The sequence below is a fragment of the Arthrobacter sp. 01T419 genome (assembly GCF_056398865.1).
The window spans coordinates 233,970-259,252 of the sequence record NZ_JBFTQF010000005.1 but is presented as its reverse complement, the minus strand read 5'-3'; the positions used below and the strand labels follow the sequence as shown (position 1 = coordinate 259,252).

22 protein-coding genes, 1 tRNA gene and 1 pseudogene are annotated in these 25,283 nt (G+C 63.3%); 9 read left to right on the top strand and 15 right to left on the bottom strand.

Annotated features, from left to right (window positions below):
- Positions 1 to 6 precede the first annotated feature (6 nt).
- Positions 7 to 939, top strand: coding sequence for an aldo/keto reductase (locus AC1DLO_RS10265; RefSeq protein ID WP_476889664.1), 933 nt, complete (start codon positions 7 to 9; stop codon positions 937 to 939).
- 45 nt (positions 940 to 984) lie between these two features.
- On the opposite strand, the gene AC1DLO_RS10260 is transcribed toward AC1DLO_RS10265, so the two are convergent.
- Positions 985 to 1,257, bottom strand: coding sequence for a hypothetical protein (locus AC1DLO_RS10260; protein ID WP_078108892.1), 273 nt, complete (start codon positions 1,255 to 1,257; stop codon positions 985 to 987).
- A gap of 39 nt (positions 1,258 to 1,296) precedes the next feature.
- On the opposite strand from AC1DLO_RS10260, the gene AC1DLO_RS10255 reads away from it, so the two are divergent.
- Entirely contained in the window at positions 1,297 to 1,530 is a 234-nt protein-coding gene (locus tag AC1DLO_RS10255) for a DUF5703 family protein (RefSeq protein ID WP_059389241.1), read from the top strand.
- Between the two features lie 61 nt (positions 1,531 to 1,591).
- Here AC1DLO_RS10255 and AC1DLO_RS10250 read toward each other — a convergent pair whose 3' ends face one another.
- Positions 1,592 to 2,752 carry an acyl-CoA dehydrogenase family protein gene (locus AC1DLO_RS10250; RefSeq protein ID WP_476889663.1) on the bottom strand — a complete coding sequence of 387 codons (1,161 nt, stop codon included), beginning with the start codon at positions 2,750 to 2,752 and terminating at the stop codon, positions 1,592 to 1,594.
- A gap of 11 nt (positions 2,753 to 2,763) precedes the next feature.
- Positions 2,764 to 4,068, bottom strand: a complete 1,305-nt coding sequence (locus AC1DLO_RS10245; RefSeq protein WP_476889662.1) for a M20/M25/M40 family metallo-hydrolase — start codon at positions 4,066 to 4,068, stop codon at positions 2,764 to 2,766.
- 277 nt (positions 4,069 to 4,345) lie between these two features.
- Between AC1DLO_RS10245 and AC1DLO_RS10240 the strand changes: the two genes are divergently transcribed.
- Positions 4,346 to 4,428, top strand: a tRNA-Leu gene (locus AC1DLO_RS10240).
- A 218-nt stretch (positions 4,429 to 4,646) separates the two neighbouring features.
- On the opposite strand, the gene AC1DLO_RS10235 is transcribed toward AC1DLO_RS10240, so the two are convergent.
- From AC1DLO_RS10235 to AC1DLO_RS10225, 3 genes are read right to left on the bottom strand one after another with little or no spacing between them, the layout of a single operon-like run.
- Positions 4,647 to 5,558: a MaoC family dehydratase gene (locus AC1DLO_RS10235; RefSeq protein WP_476889661.1), complete on the bottom strand. Its 912-nt coding sequence runs from the start codon at positions 5,556 to 5,558 to the stop codon at positions 4,647 to 4,649.
- Positions 5,555 to 6,907 (bottom strand): 3-oxoacyl-ACP reductase, encoded by a 1,353-nt coding sequence (locus AC1DLO_RS10230; protein WP_476889660.1) that lies wholly within the window; start codon positions 6,905 to 6,907, stop codon positions 5,555 to 5,557. The genes AC1DLO_RS10235 and AC1DLO_RS10230 overlap by 4 nt, the downstream gene beginning before the upstream one ends.
- Before the next feature lie 5 nt (positions 6,908 to 6,912).
- On the bottom strand, positions 6,913 to 8,283 hold the full coding sequence (locus tag AC1DLO_RS10225; RefSeq protein WP_476889659.1) for an acetyl-CoA C-acetyltransferase: 1,371 nt from the start codon (positions 8,281 to 8,283) through the stop codon (positions 6,913 to 6,915).
- A gap of 68 nt (positions 8,284 to 8,351) precedes the next feature.
- On the opposite strand from AC1DLO_RS10225, the gene AC1DLO_RS10220 reads away from it, so the two are divergent.
- Complete coding sequence (locus tag AC1DLO_RS10220) at positions 8,352 to 9,074, top strand: TetR family transcriptional regulator (RefSeq protein ID WP_476889818.1); 723 nt, start codon at positions 8,352 to 8,354, stop codon at positions 9,072 to 9,074.
- Between the two features lie 35 nt (positions 9,075 to 9,109).
- Complete coding sequence (locus AC1DLO_RS10215) at positions 9,110 to 11,212, top strand: acyl-CoA dehydrogenase family protein (RefSeq protein WP_476889658.1); 2,103 nt, start codon at positions 9,110 to 9,112, stop codon at positions 11,210 to 11,212.
- Between the two features lie 115 nt (positions 11,213 to 11,327).
- Here the strand turns inward: AC1DLO_RS10215 and glgA are convergent, their stop codons facing one another.
- Positions 11,328 to 12,527 carry a glycogen synthase gene (gene glgA / locus AC1DLO_RS10210; protein WP_476889657.1) on the bottom strand — a complete coding sequence of 400 codons (1,200 nt, stop codon included), beginning with the start codon at positions 12,525 to 12,527 and terminating at the stop codon, positions 11,328 to 11,330.
- A gap of 104 nt (positions 12,528 to 12,631) precedes the next feature.
- Here glgA and glgC point away from each other — a divergent pair, with 104 nt between their 5' ends.
- Both glgC and AC1DLO_RS10200 read left to right on the top strand, forming a co-directional pair.
- Entirely contained in the window at positions 12,632 to 14,014 is a 1,383-nt protein-coding gene (gene glgC, locus AC1DLO_RS10205; RefSeq protein ID WP_476889656.1) for a glucose-1-phosphate adenylyltransferase, read from the top strand.
- A 101-nt stretch (positions 14,015 to 14,115) separates the two neighbouring features.
- A complete protein-coding gene (locus tag AC1DLO_RS10200) occupies positions 14,116 to 15,567 on the top strand; it encodes an SDR family oxidoreductase (RefSeq protein WP_476889655.1) in 1,452 nt (483 codons plus the stop codon).
- A gap of 25 nt (positions 15,568 to 15,592) precedes the next feature.
- Here the strand turns inward: AC1DLO_RS10200 and AC1DLO_RS10195 are convergent, their stop codons facing one another.
- From AC1DLO_RS10195 to AC1DLO_RS10185, 3 genes are all read right to left on the bottom strand, one after another.
- Complete coding sequence (locus AC1DLO_RS10195; protein WP_476889654.1) at positions 15,593 to 16,444, bottom strand: transglutaminase family protein; 852 nt, start codon at positions 16,442 to 16,444, stop codon at positions 15,593 to 15,595.
- Positions 16,441 to 17,367 (bottom strand): alpha-E domain-containing protein, encoded by a 927-nt coding sequence (locus tag AC1DLO_RS10190; RefSeq protein ID WP_476889653.1) that lies wholly within the window; start codon positions 17,365 to 17,367, stop codon positions 16,441 to 16,443. The genes AC1DLO_RS10195 and AC1DLO_RS10190 overlap by 4 nt, the downstream gene beginning before the upstream one ends.
- Before the next feature lie 72 nt (positions 17,368 to 17,439).
- Positions 17,440 to 18,996, bottom strand: coding sequence for a circularly permuted type 2 ATP-grasp protein (locus tag AC1DLO_RS10185; RefSeq protein ID WP_236811067.1), 1,557 nt, complete (start codon positions 18,994 to 18,996; stop codon positions 17,440 to 17,442).
- Between the two features lie 112 nt (positions 18,997 to 19,108).
- Between AC1DLO_RS10185 and AC1DLO_RS10180 the strand changes: the two genes are divergently transcribed.
- Together AC1DLO_RS10180 and pepN are read left to right on the top strand one after the other, a co-directional pair.
- Positions 19,109 to 20,152, top strand: a complete 1,044-nt coding sequence (locus tag AC1DLO_RS10180; protein ID WP_476889652.1) for a YeiH family protein — start codon at positions 19,109 to 19,111, stop codon at positions 20,150 to 20,152.
- A gap of 4 nt (positions 20,153 to 20,156) precedes the next feature.
- On the top strand, positions 20,157 to 22,760 hold the full coding sequence (gene pepN, locus AC1DLO_RS10175) for an aminopeptidase N (protein WP_476889651.1): 2,604 nt from the start codon (positions 20,157 to 20,159) through the stop codon (positions 22,758 to 22,760).
- Here pepN and AC1DLO_RS10170 read toward each other — a convergent pair.
- The 5 genes and pseudogenes from AC1DLO_RS10170 to AC1DLO_RS10150 form a co-directional block, all read right to left on the bottom strand.
- Complete coding sequence (locus AC1DLO_RS10170) at positions 22,757 to 23,854, bottom strand: lipoate--protein ligase family protein (protein WP_476889650.1); 1,098 nt, start codon at positions 23,852 to 23,854, stop codon at positions 22,757 to 22,759. The two genes, pepN and AC1DLO_RS10170, sit on opposite strands and share 4 nt — an antisense overlap.
- A gap of 81 nt (positions 23,855 to 23,935) precedes the next feature.
- Positions 23,936 to 24,193 (bottom strand): type B 50S ribosomal protein L31, encoded by a 258-nt coding sequence (locus tag AC1DLO_RS10165; protein ID WP_009358283.1) that lies wholly within the window; start codon positions 24,191 to 24,193, stop codon positions 23,936 to 23,938.
- Positions 24,194 to 24,363: 170 nt separating this feature from the next.
- Positions 24,364 to 24,675 (bottom strand): annotated as a pseudogene (locus tag AC1DLO_RS10160) (TrmH family RNA methyltransferase); the annotation flags it as partial.
- 8 nt (positions 24,676 to 24,683) lie between these two features.
- The gene (locus AC1DLO_RS10155; protein ID WP_476889649.1) at positions 24,684 to 24,977 is read right to left on the bottom strand and encodes an HPr family phosphocarrier protein; all 294 of its coding nucleotides are present in this window, start codon (positions 24,975 to 24,977) and stop codon (positions 24,684 to 24,686) included.
- Between the two features lie 55 nt (positions 24,978 to 25,032).
- Positions 25,033 to 25,215 carry a hypothetical protein gene (locus AC1DLO_RS10150; protein WP_476889648.1) on the bottom strand — a complete coding sequence of 61 codons (183 nt, stop codon included), beginning with the start codon at positions 25,213 to 25,215 and terminating at the stop codon, positions 25,033 to 25,035.
- Positions 25,216 to 25,283 lie beyond the last annotated feature (68 nt).

The following is a 25,283-nucleotide window of genomic DNA, read 5'->3' as shown; positions in this document are numbered from 1 at the left end:
TCAGCTATGCAGCAGCGTTACGTCGGCAACAGCGGGTTTCGGGTGTCCACCCTTTCCCTGGGCACCATGTCCTGGGCGGAAGAAACGGACGAACAGGATGCACGGGAACTGCTCCACACCTTCGTTGCTGCAGGCGGCACCATGATTGACACCGCAGCCTCTTATGCGGGTGGACAAGCCGAGGCTCTCCTGGGGTCCATGCTGGGCGACGTTGTGGCGCGTTCGGAGGTAGTCCTTTCGACGAAGGCAGGCGTCTCGACGTCGGACGGCCGACGCACTGTCGATGCCTCCCGAGGCTCCATGTTGTCCGCGCTCGACGCCAGCCTTGCCCGCTTGGGAACGGATTACGTCGACATCTGGTTCGCCCATGCCTTTGATGGCAACGTCCCGCTGGACGAAACACTTTCCGCGCTCGACCTCGCACTGCGGTCCGGGCGCGCGCGGTACGTCGGCATTTCCAACTACAACGGTTGGCAGACAGCCAAGGCGGCCGCGGTGGCGGGATTCACCATCGTCGCCAACCAATCTGAATACTCGCTCCTGCATCGGAAGCCGGAGGAGGAGCTGGTGCCCGCCGTCGAGGACGCCGGCCTGGGCCTCATGGCGTGGGGGCCGCTCGGCCGCGGCGTGCTCAGTGGCAAGTACAGGGGACAGATCCCTTCCGACACGCGTGCGGCCGAAGGTCTCCTGAGCAGCTACGCCGAAAAATATCTCGACGCGCGTGGAGCGCGAATCGTCGAAGCAGTGGCCATGGCTGGGCGTGGATTGGGACGCTCGGCTGTGGACGTGTCGCTCAGCTGGCTGTTGTCCCGCCCGGGCGTGTCAACAGCAGTTGTGGGATCGCGCAACACTGTCCAGCTCAAGGAACTGCTCGATGCGCAACTGGCGCCTCTTCCCACCGAGATCTCCCGCGCGCTGGAGGACGTTTCCGCGATCTGACTCAGCTGAAACCGCGACATTACTGATCGGCATACTGGCCCGGCATTACTGATCAAGGATCTCCAGCTCATCCTCGTCGAGGAGCTCGTTGTTCTCCTCGTCGTCGTCTTCTTCATCGTCGTCAAACACCTGAAGGGGTGTGACTTCCGAGTAGGCCTCGTATAGTGAGTCCTCATATACCTCAAAGGCATCTGCGACGGCGAAAAACGCTGCCTCCACAGTGGGATCTCCTTCGCCCCGGCGGGCGGAAGCGGCAATCAGGTGCTCTTCCAAGGCGGCTGTCAATGACTGAAGCGCGACACGCGGATCGATGCTCATGACTTCACGTTAGCCCGAAAAAGACGAAAATGGAGAGGGATGAGAGAACAATTTCTGAGCAGTTCGGTAGAGCGTCAGCGGGACTACGCAAGGCAGTACGAGTATCTCGTACTGACTGTCAGCCCTGACGATTCCTTGCCCGAGGCGCGGCGTCGGCTCGTGGAGCACTCCGAATATGGCAAGTGGGAACTGGAGCGCAGCATCCTCTATATTGGCGGCGGACGCCGGTTTTGGCTGCGCCGCAGGGTACTCAACGTGCAGCGCACCGTCTAGCTGCGGGCCTCGTTTCCGGGGTCCACAGTCCATCCTTCGTGCGCTCCCGCCTTCGAGCAATTCAGCTTTCGAGCGGGCCGAGCCACGCGTTAGCGACCGTGGTGTGCGCAGACTCGTCGTTGGAAGGGTGGAATATCCCGGCCAGAACGTCGCGATACAACCGCTCAAGTTCGGAGCCACAAAAATAGCTGGACCCGCCGGAAACGCGGATTGCCACGTCCACCACGCTCCGGGCGTTCTCGGTTGCCCGCACCTTAAGTCCGACAAACTTCGGGAACCATTGGGCCCCATGGTCAACCAGGGCATCCACGTCACGGGCAACGGACGCCAGTTGCGGCTGGATGGAATCCATCGCCATGGCGGCATCGGCGATCCTCCAGCGGATGTCCGGGTCTTGGGAGAAGCTTCGGCCGCCGTACTTTGCCGAGGTCCGGCGCTTGGCGGCCTCGACAGCCAAGATAAATGCCCGCTCCCCGATGCCCGTGTACACCGCGGCGAGCAGCGTTTCGAAGCATGCGAAAATCGCGAAGATCAACGGATCCTGGTTTGGCCCCACCGGCAGTTTCCGGAAGATGCGCTCCGGTGAAACCACGGCATCCTGCAAGAGCGTGGTGTTCGATTGGCTGGCGCGCATGCCCAGGGTGTCCCAATCAGCCAGCGTCTGGTGACCCGGAGCATCACGTTGGATGAAGCCGAAGACCAGCTCTCCCGCTCCGTCCCGTGCGGCACCGTCCTTGCCAAAGATCCCGAGGCGGGTCCAGGCCGGTGACAGGCTCGTGAAGATTTTGCGCCCCGTGAAGCTGTACCCGCCGTCGTGCTGCGGTTCGGCCCTGGTCCCTGAGTCAAAGAGCATGGAGTCATTGCCTGCCTCGGAAATCCCGAAGGCAAAGACCTCGCCTTGGCCGGCCTCCTTGAGGACAAATTCGAGGGAGTTGTCCCCGCGGGCCGCCAGGACATGCGCGACGCCGGTCCAGACAAGGTGCATATTGACGGCCAACGCCGTGGCCGGAGCGGCCGTGGCGAGCCGGCGCTGCAGCGCAGCCGCAGCTTCGAGCCCGAGTCCCAGTCCGCCGTCGCGCTCTGGGACGAAGATCTTCAGGTACCCCGCCGCGGCAAGCTCTACAAGGTCCTCGTGGAAGAACGAGTTGTTCTGGTCGTATCCCGCGGCGCGGCCCCGAATACGATCCAGCAGCTCGTCTGGCAGGATTGCCTCGGGAATCAACCCATGCTCCTTTAGTAGTTGCTCAGCAGGGTATTGAGCACCCTGGATCCGAACTTGAGGGAATCGGCCGGGACGCGTTCGTCAACTCCGTGGAACATACCCGTGAAGTCGAGTTCCTCCGGGAGCATCAGCGGGGCGAAACCGTAGCCCGTGATGCCGATCTTGCTGAGCGACTTGTTGTCGGTGCCGCCGGACAGCGTGTACGGCAAGACCTTGGCTCCGGGGTCCTCTGAGTGGAGTGCATCGATCATGGCGTCTACCAGATTGCCGGCAAACGGTACCTCGAGTGACACGTCCTTGTTGACGTAGCTGACGTCCACGCCGTCGCCGGCAAGTTCTTTGACGGTTTCGAAGACCAAGTCCTGCTGGCCGGGGAGCGTGCGGCAATCCACCAATGCTTCTGCCGATTCGGGGATCACGTTGTGCTTGTAGCCCGAGCGCAACAGCGTGGGGTTGGACGTATTTTGCAAGGTGGCACCGACGAAGCGTGCAACAGTGCCGAGTTCCTTCAGCAGGATCTCGGGATTGTCCGGATCGAATTCGACGCCGGTGAGTTCGGTGACACCGTCCAGGAACTGTCGGGTGGTAGGGGTCAGCTCGACCGGCCATCGGTATTCACCGATGCGAGTGACCGCGCCCGCCAGACGGGTAATGGCGTTGTCCGTGTTGATTTGCGAGCCGTGCCCGGCCCGGCCGTGGGCCACCAGCCGCAGCCACGAAAGGCCCTTCTCCGCGGTCTGGAGCAGGTAGGTGCGCTGACCTCCGATGGTGGCCGAGAAGCCACCCACTTCCGAGATCGCTTCCGTAGCGCCGTCGAACAACTCACGTCGGTGTTCGACGGCGTAGCGCGCACCGTGGTTGCCTCCGGCCTCCTCGTCAGCGAAGAACGCAAAGATGATGTCTCGTTTGGGCTTGCGTCCCGTCCGCGCGAAGTCGCGCATGACGGAGAGAATCATGGCATCCATGTCCTTCATGTCCACGGCGCCGCGCCCCCAGATGAGGCCGTCTTTGAGTTCACCGCTGAAGGGATCCACGGACCACTGGTCCTTGAGCGCGGGAACCACGTCAAGGTGGCCGTGCACAACCAGGGCCCCGGCCGAGGGATCCTCCCCCGCCATGCGCGTCACGACGTTGGCCCGTCCCGGAGCGGATTCAAAGATTTCAGCGTCCAATCCCACTTCGCTAATCAGCGCCGCGGCGTATTCGGCTGCAGCGCGTTCGCCGGGACCAGAATCGTCACCGAAGTTCGAGGTGTCTATCCGGATGAGTTCCTGGCAAATCCGGACTACCTCGTCCTCGGGTCGGATATCAGTCATGGAACTCTCCTCGCTGGCTGGGATTCGTGTACTCCGGCGGCCGGGCGTCAAGGTGCGGACGCTCCCGCGCGCTTCCCCCAGCCTACCCACCGGCTGCCCGTTTGGCCGCGTGTTTTCCGGCGTTTTGACGCGGACTGACAGGAACTAATTGCCGGTCCCGGCACCGTGGCCGGCTCCGATTTTTTTATTTCCCAGAAACCGTGTTAGAGTTTTTCTCGCTGCTTCGGAGGAAAGAGAAGCGCCGAGAGGCGCAGAACGAAGGCTCCGAACACCACCTGCGCGGGTGGCGGAATGGCAGACGCGCTAGCTTGAGGTGCTAGTCCTCGAAAGGGGGTGGGGGTTCAAGTCCCCCTCCGCGCACAATTGCAAGGCCCGGAATCGCAATGATTCCGGGCCTTGTTTGTTTAATATGAATTTGCGTTTTCAGCGATCGATGCGGCATTCATCACATTTATTGAATTTCATTTCCGCGAATTCCCGCACGCCGGCGAACCGGACCCAAGAGACGACGACGGCGGTCACCCGCGTGGGTGACCGCCGTCGTCGTAGCCGCTTGCTGCAGCCGACTCCCCGACGCCCTACAGCGCCGTCACGGATCCGCTGAAGTGCCTCCTTCCGCTCCGGGGGTTCCAGGCGACATAGTCAGAAGCCTCCCAAGCCCCCGAGGCGGAGTGGAGCGTGCTGATTTCCAAGGCCACCCGCGCCGGGAGGAACACGGGTGCCTCGAACTTCACGTCCCAATGGAACGCCTCCGATTTCACCGAACCAACGTCCGCCAAGGCGCGGGAGGCAAGGTACATGCCGTGCGCGATTGACCGTGGCAAGCCAAGCGCCTTGGCCGAGAGGAGGCTCAGGTGGATCGGATTGAAGTCCCCGGACACCGCGGCGTACTGGCGCCCCGTATCCACGCCGAGCTGCCAGACGGCCGTCAGCGCCGGAGGAGTGAACTCTCCCGGCGCGGCGGCCGTCGTCGCCTTATCGACTCCTGGCAAGAACACTCCCTTGGCCAGGTACGTCGAAACACCTCGCCAGAGCAAGGCCCCGTCGGTGCTTGAACGGACCTCGGCGACGACGTCCAGCTGGGTTCCCGCCCTGTGGCCGCGCATGTCCTCGGCCCAGGACCGGATGTCGAGCAGTTCGCTGAATTGGACCGCCCGCAACTGCTCCACATGGTTCTGCAGGTGGATCATTCCGAGCAGTGGAAGCGGGAAGTCGTCGCGGTTCAGCACACTCATGGCCACCGGGAACGCGAGGGCGTGAATGAAGCCGGCAGGCAGCACGTCGCTGGCGCTCTCTCCGATCAGGTGCTGGTATGCGGTGAGGTTCCCGACGTCGGCTTGCACCCCCCGGACCTCATGGCTTCCTTGAGGGAGCACGGTGGCAGCCTGGAAACCCAACATCCTCCGACGCGCCGCAGTAGCAGCTGCGTTCACATACAGCTTCGAGAGGGACGGCACGTCGCCCAGGATGAGCGGTTGTTCTGTACTCATGCACCCACCAGGTTCTGCCCGCACACCCTGAGCACCTCGCCCGAGATGCCGGCGGCCGCATCCGATGCCAGGAACGCGATGGCCTCAGCGACGTCGCCCGGGCGGCCGCCCTGCTGGAGGGAATTGAGCCGTCGCGCCACCTCACGCGTGGCAAAGGGGATCCGGGCAGTCATCTCGGTCTCGATGAACCCGGGGGCTACGGCGTTGATGGAGCCACCGCTTTCAGCCAGCAGGGGTGCAGTGGCTCGGACCATTCCGATCACTCCGCCCTTGGAAGCCGCGTAGTTGGTCTGCCCGCGATTCCCCGCGATACCGCTCGTGGAAGCCACCGAGACAATCCTGGGGGATTTATCGAACCGCCCAGACGCCAGGAGCGCCTCGTTGATTCGCAACTGCGAGGCGATGTTCACTCCTATGACCGAGTTCCAGCGACTTTCGTCCATGTTGGCCAGGAGCTTGTCCCGAGTAATACCGGCATTGTGGATGACGATATCGAGGCCGCCGTGACGTTCCATCGCGTGGGCGATGATCCGCTCGCCGGCGTTCTCCGCCGTGATGTCCAGCTGCAGGGCGGTGCCGTGCACCTCGTTGGCTACGGCCGCGAGGTGGTCCCCCGCGGCGGGAATGTCGACCACCACCAGCCGGGCGCCGTCGCGGTACAGGGTTCGCGCGATCGCCGCACCAATTCCCCGAGCGGCCCCGGTTACCACAGCTACTTTGCCGGCCAAGGGCCTGTCAGCGTCAGTGGGAAGCTGACCGACACCTGTGGTGACCGTCAGGAACTGCCCATCCACGAATGCGGACCGACCCGACAAGAAAAAGCGCAGCGCACCGAGTGTGCTGGGGCTGGTGGTGCCGGCGCCGTCCCCGAGAAGAATGCCATTGGCGGTAGCACCCGCCCTGAGTTCCTTGGCAAGCGAACGCAACAGCCCGTCAATGCCTTGGCGGCCCGCGGCAACCGCCGGGCTTTCCGCAGATGCCGAGGTGCGGGAGATCGTGACGACTCTTGCGCACGGGACCAAATCTCGGAGCGATTGCGCAGCCGTGAGAACGGGGCCGGCAAGGTCCTGGGGATGCTCGACGTCGTCGAGCACTAGGATGATCGCTCCTAGCTTTTCCTTGGGTAGGGCATTTCGCCTCACGTCCAGCCCCCAGCCGAGCAGCACAGAAGCCAGTTCATCGGCACCTGCTGCGTTCCCGTTCCCGCTCCCCAGCAAAAGTACCGGCCCTGGAACCAGCGGTTCTCCCGCTTTGTACCTCCGTAGCACGGCAGGTTGGGGCAGTCCGAGCTTTTTGGCCAGGTCCTTCCCGAACCCGTGGCTGACAAACTGCGTGTATTTGTCGGTCATGCCGGCTACCGCCCTTCGGGAGCGGAGTAGGCCTCGAGGATCGCGACGACGCCCTGTCCCCCGGCGGCGCATATGGAAATGAGCCCACGAGCCGGACGTCCGTCCACCGGGCCGTTCTCGTGGAGCATCTTCGCCAGCGAGGCGACGATCCTTCCACCAGTGGCAGCGAAGGGATGGCCGGCGGCCAGGGAGGAGCCGTTGACGTTAAGCTTGGCGCGGTCGATCTTGCCGAGGGCCCCGTCCAATCCCAGACGGGTGCGGGCGAATTCTTCGTCTTCCCACGCCGCAAGCGTACTCAAGACCGTGCCTGCGAAGGCTTCATGGATCTCGAAGAAGTCGATGTCTTCGAAGGACAACCCGTTGCGGGCGAGAAGCCGCGGCACGGCAAAGGCCGGCGCCATGAGCAAGCCATCCTTGCCATGGACGAAATCGACGGCGGCCGCCTCGCCGTCGACGACAACCGCGAGCTTGGGCAGGCCCCTGGCGTCGGCCCATTCCTCTGCACCCAGCAGCACTGTGGATGCACCGTCCGTAAGCGGGGTGGAGTTGCCGGCCGTCATGGTCGCCTCGGCTCCAAGGCTCTTGCCGAAGACGGGCTTGAGGGTGGCAAGCTTCTCCATGGACGTATCCGGCCGGAGGTTCGAATCGCGGCTGAGCCCGCGGTACGGAGTCACGAGGTCATCAAAGAAGCCACGTTCGTAGGCGGCGGCGAGGTTGTGGTGGCTGTTGAACGCGAGCTCGTCCTGGGCTTCGCGGCTGATCTTCCACTGGGCCGTGGTCAGGGCCTGGTGCTCACCCATGGACAGGCCGGTCCGCGGTTCCCCAGTGTTCGGAGCATCCGGGGCGAGGTCCTTGGGACGCAGCCGCGAGAGGACCTTGAGCCGCTCGGGGAGCGATTTGGCCCGATTGAGGTCGAGCAGGATTTCGCGAAGGCCCTCACTGACGGCAATGGGGGCATCGGACGCAGAGTCGACGCCGCCTGCGATGGCCGAATCGATTTGACCCAGCTTGATCTTGTTGGCGAGGCCAAGAACGGTCTCAAGGCCCGTGGCGCACGCCTGCTGGAGATCGTAAGCAGGCGTCTCTGGTGACAGGGCTGAGCCAAGCACCGCTTCGCGGGTCAGGTTGAAGTCGCGGGAGTGCTTGAGCACAGCTCCTGCCGCAACCTCACCGATCCGCTCCTCCTGGAGTCCGAAACGCGCGATCAACCCGGCCAGGGCCGCCGTCAACATGTCTTGGTTGGATGACTTGGTGTAAGCGCCGCCGGTCCGAGCAAAGGGGATCCTGTTGCCGCCAACCACTACGGCCTTGCGGAGTGTGCCCTGGCCTTCGGAGGTTTCCTGTGGTGCGCTCGCGGGCTGTGCTGCTGCAGGCATGTGTTTCTCCTTTTGATCAAACCTGGTTACTGATACTCAGCGTACCTGATACGCTGAGTATCGTGAACATCCCCAGCCCAGCACTTTCTGCCGATCCCCCTGCCGGGACCGCCGCCCCGGCAGGCGGCGGGAGCCCCGTCGTCGACGGCCGCACCGCCCGCTGGCAAAGTCACCGTGAGGAACGCCGCCGCGAACTCATCAAAGCCGCGCGCAAAGCTGTCCATGCGCTGGGCAGCGATGCGTCCATGGAGGACATCGCCGCCGCCGCCAACACCTCCAAGTCCGTGTACTACCGGTACTTCGGGGACAAAGCCGGCTTGCAACAGGCAATGGGCGAAGTAGTGCTGGGACAAATGCAACGGCGGATGAAGGAAGCGGCGGAAAGCGCGCAGACTCCACGCGAAGGCTTGTTCGCCATGGTCTCCGCGTACTTGCAGATGGCGGAGTCCAGCCCCGCCGTCTACGCGTTCATCACCCGGCTCACGCACGGCGAGCCCTCGGCTCAGGACGCCATCGCCGCTTCCGGGGCCCTCGGTCACTTTTTCGAATCGATCAGCGCCATGATTGCCCGACCCATGAGGGAACACCTGGGGGCGGAAAAGGAAGCACTCATTGACTACTGGCCCACGGCGGCAATCGGACTTGTCCGCAATGCCGGCGAAATGTGGCTGGGCAGTCCGGCCTCGCCCGCGAAGCCCAACCAGGAAACCATGGCCTCCCGGATCACCGATTGGCTGTGCGTGGGAATAGCCCCTGAGCTCAAGTCCAACTCCGCAGAAAATCAGCAATGACACATCAGTTGTTCGGAACCAAAGAAGGAATCACCATGACTGAAGTAGTGGATCGCACCCCCTCCAGCACCCGGGAGCCCGCAGGAACCGCTGCAACCACACAGCCCGGAGCACCCGTAGTTGATGTAGCGGCGCTCGGCGAACTGCTGCTGGGCAAGTGGGCCCACATCCGGCGCACGGCGCGCGACCTCGCCGGTCGCCCTGAGGTACACAAGATCGAAGGCCTGACGCATACCGAGCACCGCAAGCGTGTGTTCGGGCAGCTGAAGTACCTCGTCGACAACAACGCCGTGCACCGGGCTTTCCCCACCAGTTTGGGCGGTTCGGACGATCACGGTGGCAACATCGCAGGCTTCGAGGAACTCGTCACCGGCGATCCTTCATTGCAGATCAAGGCCGGCGTCCAGTGGGGGCTGTTTGGTTCCGCCGTCATGCACCTCGGCACCGAGGAACACCACAACAACTGGCTGCCGGGCATCATGAGCCTGGAGATCCCCGGTTGCTTCGCCATGACCGAAACCGGACATGGTTCCGATGTCGCCAGTATCGCGACAACAGCCACCTACGACGAGGCCACACAGGAGTTCGTCATCAACACGCCGTTCCGTGCGGCGTGGAAGGACTACATCGGCAACGCGGCCGTAGACGGCCTGGCCGCCGTCGTGTTCGCCCAATTGGTGACCCGCAATGTGAACCATGGCGTCCACGCGTTTTACGTTCCGCTCAGGGACCCGGACACCAAAGAGTTCCTTCCCGGAATCGGGGGCGAGGATGACGGCGTCAAAGGCGGCCTCAACGGCATCGACAATGGCCGGCTTCACTTCAGCGATGTACGCATCCCCCGCACCAGCCTGCTCAACCGCTACGGCAACGTCTCCCCCGACGGACAATACACGTCCCCGATCGCCAGCCCGGGCCGCCGCTTCTTCACGATGCTCGGCACGCTCGTGCAGGGCCGCGTATCCCTCGACGGCGCCGCAGTCGCCGCGAGCAAGGTGGCCCTGACGACCGCCATCCGGTACGCCACCGAACGGCGTCAGTTCAACGCATCCTCTCCCACTGACGAGGAGGTCCTGCTGGACTACCAGCGCCACCAGCGCCGACTGTTCACCCGGCTTGCCACCACGTTTGCGGCAAGTTTCGCGCACGAACAGTTGCTCGAAAAATTCGACGACGTCTTCTCCGGCCGGCACGACACCGACGCGGACCGCCAAGACCTGGAGACCCTCGCAGCAGCGCTTAAGCCCTTGAGCACCTGGCACGCTCTCGACACCCTCCAGGAATGCCGTGAGGCCTGCGGCGGCGCCGGATTCCTCATCGAAAACCGCTTCGCCTCGCTCCGCGCAGACCTGGATGTCTATGCCACCTTCGAGGGCGACAACACCGTGCTGCTCCAACTCGTCGCGAAGCGCCTGCTGGCCGACTACGCCAAGGAGTTCCGCAATGTGGACTTCGGCGTACTGGCTCGTTTCGTAGCAGCCCAGGCAGCGGACGTCGCGATCAACCGCACCGGGCTCCGGCAGGTGGCACAGTTCGTCGCTGACACGGGATCCGTTCAGAAGGCAGCATTGGCCTTGCGTGACGAAGAAGGCCAGCGCACGCTACTGACCGACCGGGTGCAATCGATGGTGGCGGAGGTCGGTTCGGCGCTCAAGGGCGCGAACAAGCTTCCACAGCACCAGGCCGCCGCCCTTTTCAACCAACACCAAGACGATCTGATCGACGCCGCGCAGGCACACGCCGAACTCTTGCAATGGGAAGCGTTCACGGAAGCCCTCGGCAAGATCAGCGATCCCGGCACGCTTCGCGTGCTGACATGGCTTCGCGATCTCTTTGGCCTCTCGCTCATCGAAAAGCACTTGTCTTGGTACCTCATGAACGGCCGCCTTTCCATGCAGCGCGGGCGCACAGTGGGTGCCTACATCAACCGGCTGCTCGTCAAGATCCGTCCCCACGCGCTGGACCTCGTTGATTCCTTCGGCTACGGTCCGGAGCACCTGCGGGCGGCCATCGCGTCCGGAGCCGAGAAGGAGCGTCAGGACGAAGCCCGTAGCTATTTCCAGGCACAACGAGCCAGTGGCAACGCTCCAGCCGAGGAGAAGACCCTGCTTGCATTGAAGGGAAGGAAGTCCGGCTAGCATCCCGCCGTGGCCGGCCGGTGAACATTTGAGGAATCCTCCTTAACGACGACGGCGCCGCACCCCTCAGCGGGAGTGCGGCGCCCACGTCGTTCTTCCCAAGTGGCTCCAGTTGTCAGGAGGCGATGACCGAACGGTAGACCTCAAGGGTAGTTTCGGTGATCGACTCCCAGGAGAAATGCTGTTCCGCCCGGACGCGGCCGGCGGCACCCATAAGCTTGGCGCGCGCAGGATCGGAGACGACCTCATTGAGGGCCGCGGCAAAATCGGCGACAAACTTCTCGGGATCGAGCGGGGTTCCGGTACCGTCCGTTACCTGCTCTAGCTCCACGAGGAGTCCGGTTTCGCCGTGCTGAACAACCTCGGGGATACCGCCCGTGGCACTAGCAACCACGGCCGCACCGCACGCCATGGCTTCGAGGTTGACGATGCCGAGGGGCTCGTAGATCGACGGGCAGGCAAATGCCGTGGCATGGCTGAGGACCTGGATGAGTTCGTGGCGCGGAAGCATGCGCTCGATCAGCAGCACACCCTCTCGCTTGCTCTGCAGCTCCTCGATAAGCCTGGCCGTTTCTGCGGCGAGTTCGGGCGTATCCGCGGCTCCCAAGCACAACACAAGTTGCACACCCTCCGGCAAGCTGGCAGCGGCCCTCAGGAGGTACGGAACACCCTTTTGGCGCGTGTTGCGCCCAACAAAGACCACACTGGGCTTGTCGGGGTCGATGCCCAGGGCACGAATTGCGTCCTCGCCCTCGTCGGGCTGCCACATGTCGACGTCGATGCCGTTGTGGACCACACGGACCTTGGCGGGGTCAACGTCGGGATAGCTGCGTAGGATGTCCTGCCGCATGCCGTCCGAGACCGCGATGATGGCTGCTGCGGCCTCGTAGGCTGTCTTTTCAACCCAAGAGGACAGAGCGTAGCCCCCGCCCAACTGCTCCGCTTTCCACGGCCGCAGCGGCTCCAGGCTGTGGGCACTGAGCACATGGGGTATTCCATGCAACAGCGACGCCAGGTGGCCGGCCATGTTGGCGTACCAGGTATGGGAATGGACCAGGTCCGCTCCGGCGATGTCCGGCACGATGCGCAAATCCACCCCGAGGGTCTGCAGGGCGGCATTGGCCGTACCCAGATCCTCAGGTGTGGAATAAGACGTCACCTTTGCACCGTGGAAATCCGCATCACGGGGCGCGCCGAAGGCGCGCACCTGCAGATCCACATGTTTTGCCAGGACGCGGCTGAGCTCGGCAACATGCACGCCGGCCCCTCCATAGATTTCGGGTGGAAACTCTTTAGTCACAATGTCTACGCGCACGCTACCTAACGTAGTCCTTCCGGAGTATGTGTTCTAGTGTGAAAGGGTCCGGCAACCCGGGCTTTTTTCGGGGGCTACAAAGACGTACAGGGAGAACAAACACCATGGCGTTGAAGAAAGTATTGTCAATTGTGTTGGCTGGCGGCGAAGGAAACCGCCTTATGCCATTGACGGCAGACAGGGCCAAACCTGCGGTGCCGTTTGCGGGAGGCTATCGTTTGATCGATTTCGCTCTCTCGAATCTGGTCAATTCCGGGTACCTGCAGATCGTGGTGTTGACCCAATACAAGTCGCACAGTCTTGACCGCCACATTTCCGAGACCTGGAGGATGTCCACCCAGCTGGGCAGGTACGTTGCCTCGGTTCCCGCCCAGCAGCGCGTGGGCAAGAGCTGGTTCCTCGGCAGCGCGAATGCCATTTACCAGTCCCTGAACCTGATTCACGACGCCAACCCGGACATCGTGGTGGTGGTCGGAGCGGACCACGTCTACCGCATGGACTTCCAGCAGATGGTTCAACAGCACGTGGCCAGCGGAGCCAAGGCCACAGTTGCGGCCGTCCGGCAGCCGCTGAACATGGCCAACCAGTTTGGCGTGATCGAGGTCGACAAAAACGATCCCCAGAAGATTTCGGCGTTCGTGGAAAAGCCCGCTGAGACCGAAGGCCTTGCCGCCGACCCCACGCAATTCCTTGCCTCCATGGGCAACTACGTCTTTGATGCCGACGCACTGGTGGAAGCACTTCGCATCGATGCTGAGCGCCTGGACACCAAACACGACATGGGCGGCGACATCATCCCCTACTTCGTGTCCCAGGGTGAGGCCGGCGTCTACGACTTCACGCTCAACGACATTCCCGGATCTACCGACCGCGACCGCACCTACTGGCGCGACGTTGGAACCATCGATTCCTTCTACGACGCCCACATGGACCTGATTTCCCCGGTCCCCGTGTTCAACCTGTACAACTCGGAATGGCCCATCTACACCAGGCAGAGCATTTCACCGCCGGCCAAGTTTGTCCGGGGCGACAACAATACGGTCGGCACCGCTTTGGACTCCATCGTGGCCAGTGGCTCGGTGATCTCAGGAGGAATCGTGGAGGGCTCCGTCCTCTCCAACGATGTCTACGTTGGACCGGCCACCAGGATCCAGGACTCGGTGCTGATGGACAAGGTGCGCATCGGTGAAGGCGCCGTGGTCAAGCGAGCCATCATCGACAAGAACGTGAAAGTCCCTGCCGGGGCCGCCATTGGCTTGGACCCCGATCTCGACCGTGCCCGCGGCTTCAAGGTCACCGAATCCGGAATCACCGTACTCGCCAAGGGTCAGGTGGTACCGGAGCCTGACGCTTCCGAGCTCGCCTTGGCAGCCGAGCACCGCCGGTCGGTGCCGGAGGCGATCAAAGCTGCCACGGAGAAGTTCCCCGACATCAGAGACTCCGCGGAGCAGGTTACGAAAATCCAGGCTTCCTCGGTAGAGGTCTGACCCGGAACCCGGACGGCTCCCCGGCCTCCCCGGCGACAGCAGGCATCCAGCCTCAGTCGTCGGGGAGGCTTTGCTGTGCCCGACCCTGTAAAATTGAGCCAATGAGCCCCGCCGATTTGACGCCTGAAGAGATCCAGGCCTGCCTCAAGGTCTTGAATACCATCCACGCCTACGACGAGGAGCACCCGGACTACGTCGCCATCCGTCGTGCCACGGGAAAGATGTTCAAGGCCGTCAAGCGCCATCGCCGGGTCACCAAACGGGACGAGATCGCGGAAGCCGACCGCGCTGTCATCGCACTGACCGCCACCGCAGCCCCGGACAGGATCGACGACGAGACCCGGGGCAACAAGCTGGCTACCTCGGCCACCGGCGAAATCGCCGGCCACCTCATCCGGTCTCGGCCCTGCTACATCTGTAAGCAGCACTACACGCAAGTAGACGCGTTCTACCATCAGTTGTGCCCGGAATGTGCCGCCTTCAGCCACAGTAAGCGCGATGCCCGCACGGACCTCAGCGGACGCCGTGCCCTCCTCACGGGTGGGCGCGCCAAGATCGGCATGTACATCGCCCTGCGCCTGCTCCGCGATGGCGCACACACCACCATTACCACTCGCTTCCCCAAGGACGCGGCGCGCCGCTTTGCCGCCATGGAGGACAGTGCGGACTGGTTGCACCGGCTCAGGATTGTGGGCATCGACCTCCGGGACCCTTCGCAGGTCATGGCGCTCACGGACTCCCTCAACGAAGCCGGCCCACTCGACATCATCATCAACAACGCCGCCCAAACAGTCCGGCGTTCCGGGAATGCGTACAAGCCGCTGGTGGATGCCGAGGACGAGCCACTGCCGGAAGCCTTGCAAGCAGCCAATGGCGGTCCGGAGCTGGTCACATTCGGCCACGCGCACGACAAGCATCCCCTGGCAATCACCCAGAGCGTTACCGAACATCCCGTGCTCGCCGGGGATGCGATTACCTCGCTCGCATTGTCCACGGGGTCCGCCTCGCTGGAGCGAATCGCTACGGGCACCGCGATCGACGCCGGAGGCTTGGTTCCCGACCTTGCGACCATCAACAGCTGGACCCAAGTGGTAGACGAAGTCGATCCATTGGAGATGCTTGAGGTTCAACTCTGCAACGTGACGGCGCCGTTCCTCCTGGTCAGCAGGCTCCGCGGGGCGATGAGGCGCTCCACCGCCCACCGCAAGTACATCGTGAACGTCTCGGCCATGGAGGGGCAGTTCTCCCGCGCATACAAGGGCCCCGGGCACCCGCACACCAACATGGCGAAGGCTGCGTTGAACATGATGACCCGAACTAGCGCACAGGAGATGCTGGACAGCGACGGGATCCTGATGACCGCCGTCGACACCGGGTGGATCACGGACGAACGCCCGCATTACACCAAAGTCCGTCTCATGGAGGAAGGCTTCCACGCACCCCTTGATCTGGTGGATGGAGCGGCTCGTGTCTACGATCCCATCGTCATGGGCGAAAACGGCGAAGACCAGTACGGAGTGTTTCTGAAGGACTATAAGCCCTCCCCCTGGTAAATCCAGAGGGAGGGCCGCGGGCCGGCTAGGTGAGTCGCGTGATCTCGACAGTCACGGTCAGGCCTGAGCCGCCGCCGCCGGACAGGATGCCCTTAAGGGGAGGAACATCCCGGTAGTCACGGCCCCGCGCCACGGTGACGTGGAAATCTCCGGCAGGCTTGTGGTTGGTGGGGTCCCAGCTACGCCATTCGCCGTCCCACCATTCCAACCAAGCATGGGATTGGCCAGCCACCGTTTCGCCGATCTCTGCGGTGGGACGCGGATGGATGTAGCCGGACACGTACCTCGCGGGAATGCCGCAGCTGCGAAGCGATCCGATGGCCAAATGGGCGAGATCCTGGCAGACTCCTTGGCGCTGGTTCCAGGCCTCTTCGGCATTCGTGGTGACACCCGTGGTGCCTTTCACGTAGCTCATTTCGCCGCGCATCCATTCGAAGATCGCCATGGCCGTCTCGTGCGGGTTCTTGTCGGTGACGACTGGGGGAATGATGCCTAAGACTTCGTCACCGGGTCCGCTGAGCTGCGATTGCGGCAGCCAGTCACTGAACTGGTCCCGGATCTCTTCCGAGCCCATCACATCCCAGCCAACAATCTCCTCGTCCAGGGCCACTCGCTCCACCCGATGGACTTCCACAGTGGCGGTGGCCACGACTTCGAGGCGCTCGTGTGGCATTTGCATGTCGAAGGCTGTCACGCGTGTGCCCCAATAATCACGGTAGGTGCTCACGGCAGCTTGCGACGGCGTGATCTTCAGTGAGGATTCAAGGACCACCTGTTGCGGATCGGTCAACGGCGTCATGCGCGCCTCGTTGTATGACAGAGTCACGCGGCGGTTGTACTTGTAAGCCGTTTTGTGGACGATGCTCAGTCGGGTCATGAAACTTCTCCCACCCAGGCAAGTTCATCCGCCTGATTGAAGTACTTACGGGAAATCGCGTCAGAGGCCTGCGTTACCGCCTTCTGCACCCGGTCCATGTGTTCGGGCAGCTCGGACATGAGGTCGTCCGTGCGGTGGAACTCAAGGAAAGTGCGGGCCTGGCCAACGATCCGGCGGGCGTCATTGATGAAGCCCACCCGCTGCGCGGAGGGATCCAACTTGGCGAGGCACTCGTCGGCGTCGCGCAGGGCAAAGACGATGGAGCGTGGGAACAAACGGTCCAACAGGAGGAACTCGGCAGCGTGCTGGTCCCCGAAGGCCGCACGGCGGGTCCGCAGGAACGACTCGTAGGCACCAGCGCAGCGCAGCATGTTCACCCAGGACATTCCTGCGGAGAGGACATCCCGCGTGGACAGCATGCGTGCGGTCATGTCGGCACGTTCGAGCGAGCGGCCCAGGACGAGGAAGAGCCAACTTTCGTCGTGGCTCACCGTAGTGTCCGCGAGGCCCCTGACCATGGCGGTGCGTTCCAGCACCCAGTTGCAGAAACGATACGTACCCACGACGTCTTTACGGTGCTGGTTCAGCCCGTAGTACGTGGTGTTGAGGCTCTCCCACAATGAAGATGACACGGTCTCGCGTGCCCGCCGCGCATTCTCACGCGCAGCCGCCAACGAACCTGCAATGGACGTGGCACTCGTCTTGTCGTAGGCGAGGGCGTGAAGCAGCTCCGGCAAGCCGAATTCCTCACTCTGCGGCCTGGCTCCCATGACAGCAAGGAGTTCCCTCGCCACGCTGCGTTGCTCCTCGAGCGGCAGGTGGTTCAGGCGTTCGAGGTGAACGTCCAGGATTCTGGCCGTCCCGTCGGCCCGCTCCACATAACGGCCGATCCAGAAAAGGGATTCAGCAATACGGCTCAGCATGGGGCTGTGCCTCCTTCGGGTCCTGCGTTGTGACGATGAATGTGTCCTGCTCCGGCATCATGACGTGACGGATCACTGCTGTTGGTCCGATTGGCGGTCCCGCCAGTTGCTTTCGACGGGCCAGACCGAGACCTGTTCACGGACCGTGATGGAGGACCGGGGCAGCTCGACGGCGGGCAGTTGCGGGGAGTCCGAGAGAACCCAGGTGTCCTTGGAGCCACCGCCTTGGGAAGAGTTCACGATCAGCGAACCTTCTTTCAGGGCCACCCGGGTCAGCCCGCCGGGCAGCACCCAGACGTCGTCGCCGTCGTTGACCGCGAACGGACGCAAGTCCACGTGCCGGGGGCCGAAGCGGTCTCCCGAGAGGGTGGGCACGGTAGAAAGCTGCAACACAGGCTGGGCGATCCAGCCGCGCGGATCCGCCAGCACTCGCTTCCGCAAAGCATCCAGTTCGTCCCGTGAAGCATCCGGGCCGATCACCAGGCCCTTGCCCCCGGACCCGTCCACCGGCTTGACCACGAGTTCCTCAAGCCGGTCGAGGACCTGCTCGCGTGCTTCTTTCTCTTCCAGCCGGAAGGTCTCCACATTGGCGATCACCGGCTCTTCGTGGAGGTAGTACCGGATCAGGTCAGGCACATAGGAATAGACCAGCTTGTCATCAGCCACCCCGTTCCCTACGGCGTTTGCGATCGTCACCCCGCCTGCCCGGGCCGCGTTCACCAGTCCAGGACACCCCAGCATGGAATCGGAGCGGAACTGCAAGGGATCCAGGAACTCGTCGTCGATCCGCTTGTAAATCACGTCCACGCGCTGCTCACCGGCGGTGGTGCGCATGTATACCCGGTTTCCGCGGCAGATCAGGTCCCTGCCCTCGACCAGTTCAACGCCCATCAACCCGGCCAACAGGGTGTGTTCGAAATAGGCGCTGTTGAACACCCCGGGGGTCAACACCACCACCGTGGGGTCATCCACCCCGGAGGGCGCCGTCTTGCGCAATGCCGAAAGCAAGCGGCGCGGGTATTCCTCGACCGGACGGATGTGCTGCTGCCCGAACGCCTCCGGCAAACCCTTTGCCATCGCCCGCCGGTTCTCCAACACGTAGGACACCCCGGAAGGGACACGCACGTTGTCCTCGAGCACCCGGAACGTGCCCGCCGCATCACGGACCACGTCGATACCGGACACGTGTACGCGCACGCCGCCCGCCGGCTCGAAACCATGCACTGCCCGGTGGAAATGCGCACTCGTGGTCACCAACGCTCGCGGCACTACACCGTCCGCGACCACCGCCATCCGCCCGTAGACATCGTCCAGGAAAGCTTCCAACGCACGCACGCGCTGTTTGACCCCCCGTTCAAGAACATCCCACTCGTCAGCCGGAATCACCCTCGGAACGATATCCAGCGGGAACGGTCTCTCCTCGCCCGCATAATCGAAGGTCACGCCCCGGTCCAAGAAGGTCCGCGCCATCGACTCGGCACGCGCGCTCACATCGGCAAGCGAAAGCTCGCGGAGTGCGCCGTCCACTTGGCCGTACGATTTTCGGGCAACCGTGCCTGGGGCGAACATTTCGTCGTAGGCGCCGGAACGGGCGGCGGCCTCGGAGTAATCCCGGAATAGCTCTGACATGGGACTCAGACAATCACCTTTTCGATTACGAACGCATTTCGCGCTCTGCATGTTGCGACACCAAGTGTGCACCGGTTCGCATTTCACCGCTTGCATGCATCAAGGTTGACGAATGCACCCCAAGCGTCTTCCGGCATCCGTCTCCCGATGGGGAGCCGGGATTGTCATGGCAGTGGCGGCAACTGGACTTGCGTTCATTGTCCATGCCCTGCTTCCCCCTATCCCTGCCATGACAGCGGCCGTAGCGCTGGGTTTGTTAGCTGCAAATATACCGGGCACGGCGGCATGGGCCGCCGGACGCGCCCGTCCGGGCCTGGACTTCGCCGGCAAGCACCACATGCGGGCAGGCATCGTCCTGTTGGGCTTGAAGGTGAGCGTTGTCGATGGTCTTGACCTTGGCTGGTTTGCGCTTGTCCTGATTGCCGCCGTCGTACTGCTGAGTTTCGCCGGCACGTATGGGCTCGCCCGGTTGGTGAAGCTTCCCCGGGAGGGTGCCCTGCTGATTGCAACGGGCTTCTCTATCTGCGGCGCCTCGGCAATCGGAGCCATGGCCGCGGTGCGCCGCATCAAGCACCAGGACACGGTCTTGCCCGTTGCCTTGGTGACGCTGTGCGGTACGCTCGCCATCGGCGTCCTGCCCCTGCTCATGCACCCTTTGGGGTTGAGCCCGGAACAATTCGGCGCATGGACCGGCGCCTCCGTCCACGACGTCGGTCAAGTCGTCGCGACGGCACAAACCGCCGGTCCGGCGGCGCTGGCGATCGCCGTCGTCGTTAAACTCAGCAGGGTGATCCTTCTGGCTCCCATCGTTGCGGGGGCCGGCCTGACGCAACGATGGTCGATGCGGCGGAAGTCTCGCAACGGCGGTGAGGCGAACGACGACGGCGGCAAGTTTCCGCCGATCGTTCCCCTCTTCGTCCTCGGGTTCATTGCCATGGTGGCCACCCGCTCGCTGGGCTGGCTCAGTCCCGGACTCCTGGAAGCCGCGGGAGGAATCCAGGACATACTGCTCGCCTCCGCTTTGTTCGGGCTAGGCTCAGCGGTGCGCGTCCGCACGCTGTTGCACACCGGGGGCCGCGCCGTGCTGGTTGCCCTGGGCTCCTGGTTCCTCATCGCGTTGCTGGGCCTGGGCGCCGTCTGGCTCATGATTAGATAGCTGGGTGTCGAATCACAATCTGGCGCGCGCCGAGGCCGCTACCCGTTCCGCCCTGATCAGCACCCACAGCTACGACGTCTCCCTCGACATCCGCGAGGCAGCGGATCCCGGCGTGCCGGGGTACACGAGCCGTAGCGTCATCAACTTTTCCGCCGAGCCCGGGTCCTCCACGTTCTTGGATTTCATCCACGGCGGAGTCCACAGCGTCTTCCTCAACGGAAAAGGCCTCGACGTCGCCGAAGTAGTAGACGAAGACAGGATCCGGCTGGAGAATCTCCAGGCCGAAAACCAGGTCACGGTCACTGGAACCGCCCTCTACAGCCGTTCCGGAGAGGGCATGCACCGTTTCGTCGATCCCGCCGACGGAGAGTGTTACCTCTACACGCAATACGAACCGGCGGATGCCAGACGCGTGTTCGCGAATTTCGAGCAGCCGGACCTGAAAGCCGAATTCACTTTCCATGTCATGGCCCCTTCCGGCTGGCAGGTGGCCTCCAACGGCGCCGAGGTCGCTCGGACGCAGCTGACCACCGATCCGGCCACGAGCCGCTGGGACTTCGCCACCACCAAACGGATGTCCACCTACATCACCACTGTGTTGGCCGGTCCCTACTTCCAGGCCACGGACCACTGGAGCAAGACGCTCGACGACGGAAGCAGCCTTGAGGTGCCACTGGCGCTTTATTGCCGCGCATCCATGCAAGAGTCCTTCGATGCCGCTGAACTCTTCCGGTTGACGAAGAACGGCCTGGACTTCTTCAACGAGCTCTTCGATTATCCGTATCCCTGGGGCAAGTACGACCAGGCGTTCGTGCCCGAGTACAACCTTGGTGCCATGGAGAATCCCGGATTGGTCACGTTCACGGAGAAGTACGTCTTCACCTCGCGGGCGACGGATGCCCAGTACCAAGCCCGCGCCAACACCCTCATGCACGAGATGGCCCACATGTGGTTCGGCGACCTCGTGACCATGACCTGGTGGGACGATCTTTGGCTCAAGGAATCCTTCGCTGACTACATGGGCACGCTCGGCGTGGACAGGGCCACGGACTGGGACAGCGCGTGGGTGAATTTCGCGAACAAGCGCAAATCCTGGGCGTACCTGCAGGACCAGTTGCCGACGACGCACCCCATTGTCGCGGACATCCCCGACCTGGAGGCTGCCAAGCAGAACTTCGACGGCATCACCTATGCCAAGGGTGCATCCGTCCTCAAGCAATTGGTTGCCTACGTCGGGTTCGAAGCGTTCATTGACGGCTCGCGACGCTACTTCAGGGATCACGAGTACCGCAACACCACCCTGACCGACCTGCTCGAAGCCCTTGGCGCAGCATCGGGCCGGGACCTTGGAGCGTGGGCCCGCCAGTGGTTGCAGACTTCGGGGATTTCCACCATGACGGCGGAGATCACCGGGGCCAGTGATGTCATGGAGGCAGTCAGCCTGCGCCAGGAATCCGAAGACCCCATCACCGGCAGCCAGGAACACCGCCCCCACCGGCTCCGGATCGGTCTCTACGACTTCGACGGCAGCGGCGAGTTGCTCCGCACCGAGGTCATCGAAACCGACGTCGACGGCGCCGAGACCACCGTGGAGGAACTGGCGGGCAGGCGGCGTCCGGCCCTTCTCCTCGTCAACGACGAAGACCTCAGCTATGCGAAGGTCCGCCTGGATGCGGCGTCTGAGGCAACAGTGCGTTCCGCCTTGGACCGACTCAGTGATCCCATGGCCCGGGCGTTGTGCTGGACAGCCCTCTGGGATTCAGCCCGCGACGCCGTCACGCCGGCGGCGCTGTACGTCGCCGCCGTCGAGCGCTTCGCCCCCGCCGAATCGGGAATCGGCGTGCTGCTGAACGTTTTGGGTAACGCAGTGACCGCCGTCGAACGCTACGTCCCGGCCACGGATCGCGATGCGGTCCGCGGGAGCCTGCTGGAAACAAGTGCTTTGCAGTTGCGTTCGTGCGGTCCAGGTTCGGACCAGCAACTTGCCTGGGCCAGGACTCTCGCCGAGTTGTCCCGCCATGATGGCTCCTACGTTGAGTTCCTCCGGGGCGTCCTTTCGGGGAGCGTCACGGTGGACGGCCTGACGGTGGACTCGGATCTGCGGTGGAGCCTGTGGCAAGCCCTCGCAGCCAATGGAGCGGCCGGGCTGCCGGAACTGGATGCCGAACTTGCCAAGGACCGCACCGCAGCCGGACAGGAAGGCCATGCACTGGCCGCTGCTGCCCGCCCCGATGCCGCAGTCAAGACAGCCGCGTGGGATGCCGCAGTCAGCAACACGACCCTCTCAAACGAGATTCTGAGCGCGACGATCGCAGGTTTCTCCATAGCGCCGTCCGGACTCCTGGATGGGTTCACGGAACCGTACTTCGACTGCTTGGAAAGCGTCTGGGAGTCCAGGAGCATCGAGATCGCCGGCCGGATTGTGCGGGGTCTTTTCCCTTCGGCCCAGGACCTCGCCCCGGGCATGGCTCCGGCGGAACATCCGGTGCTCCGGCGTACCGACGATTGGCTTGCGAACCACCCGGCAGCCCCGCGGGCCCTCCGGCGCATCGTCCTTGAGCAGCGGAGCCATTTGTTCCGCGCCTTAACCGCCCAAGCCGCGGGTTAGGGAACGCGGTGCAGCCATTCCTCGGTACCGAACTTTGACTGCACCCGCTCCCGGGCCGTTGCCAATTCGGCGTCGGTGATGCGGGACTCCGTGGCTCCGTAGCGCTCGGCGAAGACTTCCTGCATGGCCTTGATGATCTCGGTCCGTGCCAGGCCGGTTTGCCTGCGGAGCGGATCCACACGCTTCTTGGCGCTGCGGGTGCCCTTGTCGGAGAGTTTTTCCTTGCCGATGCGCAAGACTTCTACCATCTTGTCGGCGTCGATGTCGTAGCTCATGGTGACGTGGTGCAGCATGCCGCCGTTGGCGAGCCGTTTCTGCGCGGCGCCTCCGATCTTGCCTTGCTCGGTGGCGATGTCATTGAGCGGGACGTAGAAAGCGGTAATGCCCAGTTTTTCCAGCGCGGCCATGACCCACGCGTCCAGGAAGGCATAGGAGTCCGCAAAGCTGATGCCATCCACGAGGCTCTGCGGCACGTAGAGCGAATACGTGATGCAGTTACCTGCCTCCATGAACATGGCTCCCCCACCGCTGATGCGGCGGACCACCGTGATGCCGTGGCGAACGACGCCGTCGGGATCCACCTCGTTGCGGTAAGACTGGAAGCTGCCGATCACCGCTGACGGCTCCTCCCAGTCCCAAAAGCGCAGGGTTGGGTTGCGGAGCCCGGCCCCGACCTGCTCGGTGAGGACCTCGTCCAAGGCTACGTTCAGGTGCGTGGGAAGGACGGACGGCGGGATGAACTCCCATTGGTGGTCTGCCCAGCCGGTGGCCTTGGACAGTGCCCTGCGGACCGCAACGGCGACGGCGTCGGCCGAAAAGCCGAACAGGACGGCGTCGGAAGGCAACGCCGCGGTGACGGCAGCGGATATCTCGGCCGGCGTCGAGCTCTCCGCGAGGCCAGTGAGTGCCTGGTTGATGTCCAGCAGGGCCTCGTCCGGTTCGAGGAAGAAGTCGCCGCTCAATGAGACGCGCGCGAACTGCCCGTCCACCACGTCGAGGTCAACCACCACCAGCTTTCCGCCGGGGACCTTGTACTCGCCATGGAGCAAGGGGTCGTGGTGTTGGAATGCCGCGCTGGAAGTCATGGTGTCCATCCTGCCGGAAAACGCAAAAGCCCGCAGCCGCCGAAGGTACGACGGGTGCGGGCTTTCACAGAAGCTTGGAGGTGAAGTTGATTACTTCTTGCCGCCGAAGCCCTTGAAGCGAGCGTTGAAGCGCTCGACGCGGCCTGCAGAGTCCATGATGCGCTGCTTGCCCGTGTAGAACGGGTGGGACTCCGAGGAGATTTCGACGTCGATGACCGGGTAGGTGTTGCCGTCTTCCCACTCGATGGTCTTGGAAGAAGACACGGTGGACTTGGTCAGGAACTTGACGCCGGAAGCCAGGTCGTTGAAAACAACAGCTTCGTACTTCGGGTGGATATCAGACTTCATAATGGGACCTTTTGTTCACGCAGCTGGATTTTGCCAGCTGCCAGGTATGAATGGATTCGGTCCGCGCACTGAAAACAGGTTCCCGGTGCCGGGCCAACAATCAATCATAGCGGAAACCGCACCTTGCCACGAACCGGCCACATGTGGGTGGCATCACCCCGTTGGGCGCGTCAGCTTCGCGGCCGCAGTTCCCAGAAAGCCACGGCAGAGGCGGCCGCGACGTTGAGCGAGTCGACACCGGCCCGCATGGGGATCTTTACCGCGAGGTCGACGGCGGCGAGCGTCTCCGCGCTCATGCCCGCGCCTTCGGTGCCCAGTACGAGGGCGAGTTTTCCGGGGTCTCGTGCGGCAAGCTCGTCGAGGTCCACTGCGTCGTCGGTCAGCTCCATGGCGGCGACAGTGAAACCCTGTTCCTTGAGGCGTTCAAGATCACCCGGCCAGGACTCCAGCCGTGCCCAGGGAACCTGGAAGACTGTGCCCATGCCCGAATCTAGTTTGTGGGCGACAGATTCTCATCGAGGTTGGTTTCGATGAGGGCTGCCAGCTTGTCCAGCGCCTCTTCACTCCCTGGACCCTCGGCGCGCAGCACCACGGTGTGGCCGTAGCCCGCACCCAGGGTCATGAGGGACAGGATGCTCGAGGCGTCCATGGCTTCGTCCTCGGCAGAGCCGTCCAGGGCGATGGTGACCTCGACGTCTAGGTCAGCGGCCGCTTCGGCGAAGATCGCGGCGGGACGGGCGTGCAGGCCGGAGGCACAGGCGACGACTGCTTTACGTTCGGGCATGGGGTTCTCCTTCAAGAATCTGATTTTCAAATGGGTATGGAAATCTGTTCGGCGGTTACGTCAGGCCGTTGAGGAACGCAGACTGCTTTTCATCCACGGTGAGGATGTAGCCCTCACTCCGGTTGATGAGCATCCGCCCTTCGTTAGGGTCGGAGGCGATCCACACACACTCTCCTGTCGGAGCCGCCATGTCGACGGTTCCGGTCCGGATATGGCCTCCCGCGCGATAGACGCTCACGGCCATACCCTCGGTGCATTCCCATCGCTCGACGACAAAGTGACGGTCCTTCTTCAAAGCCCACTAGT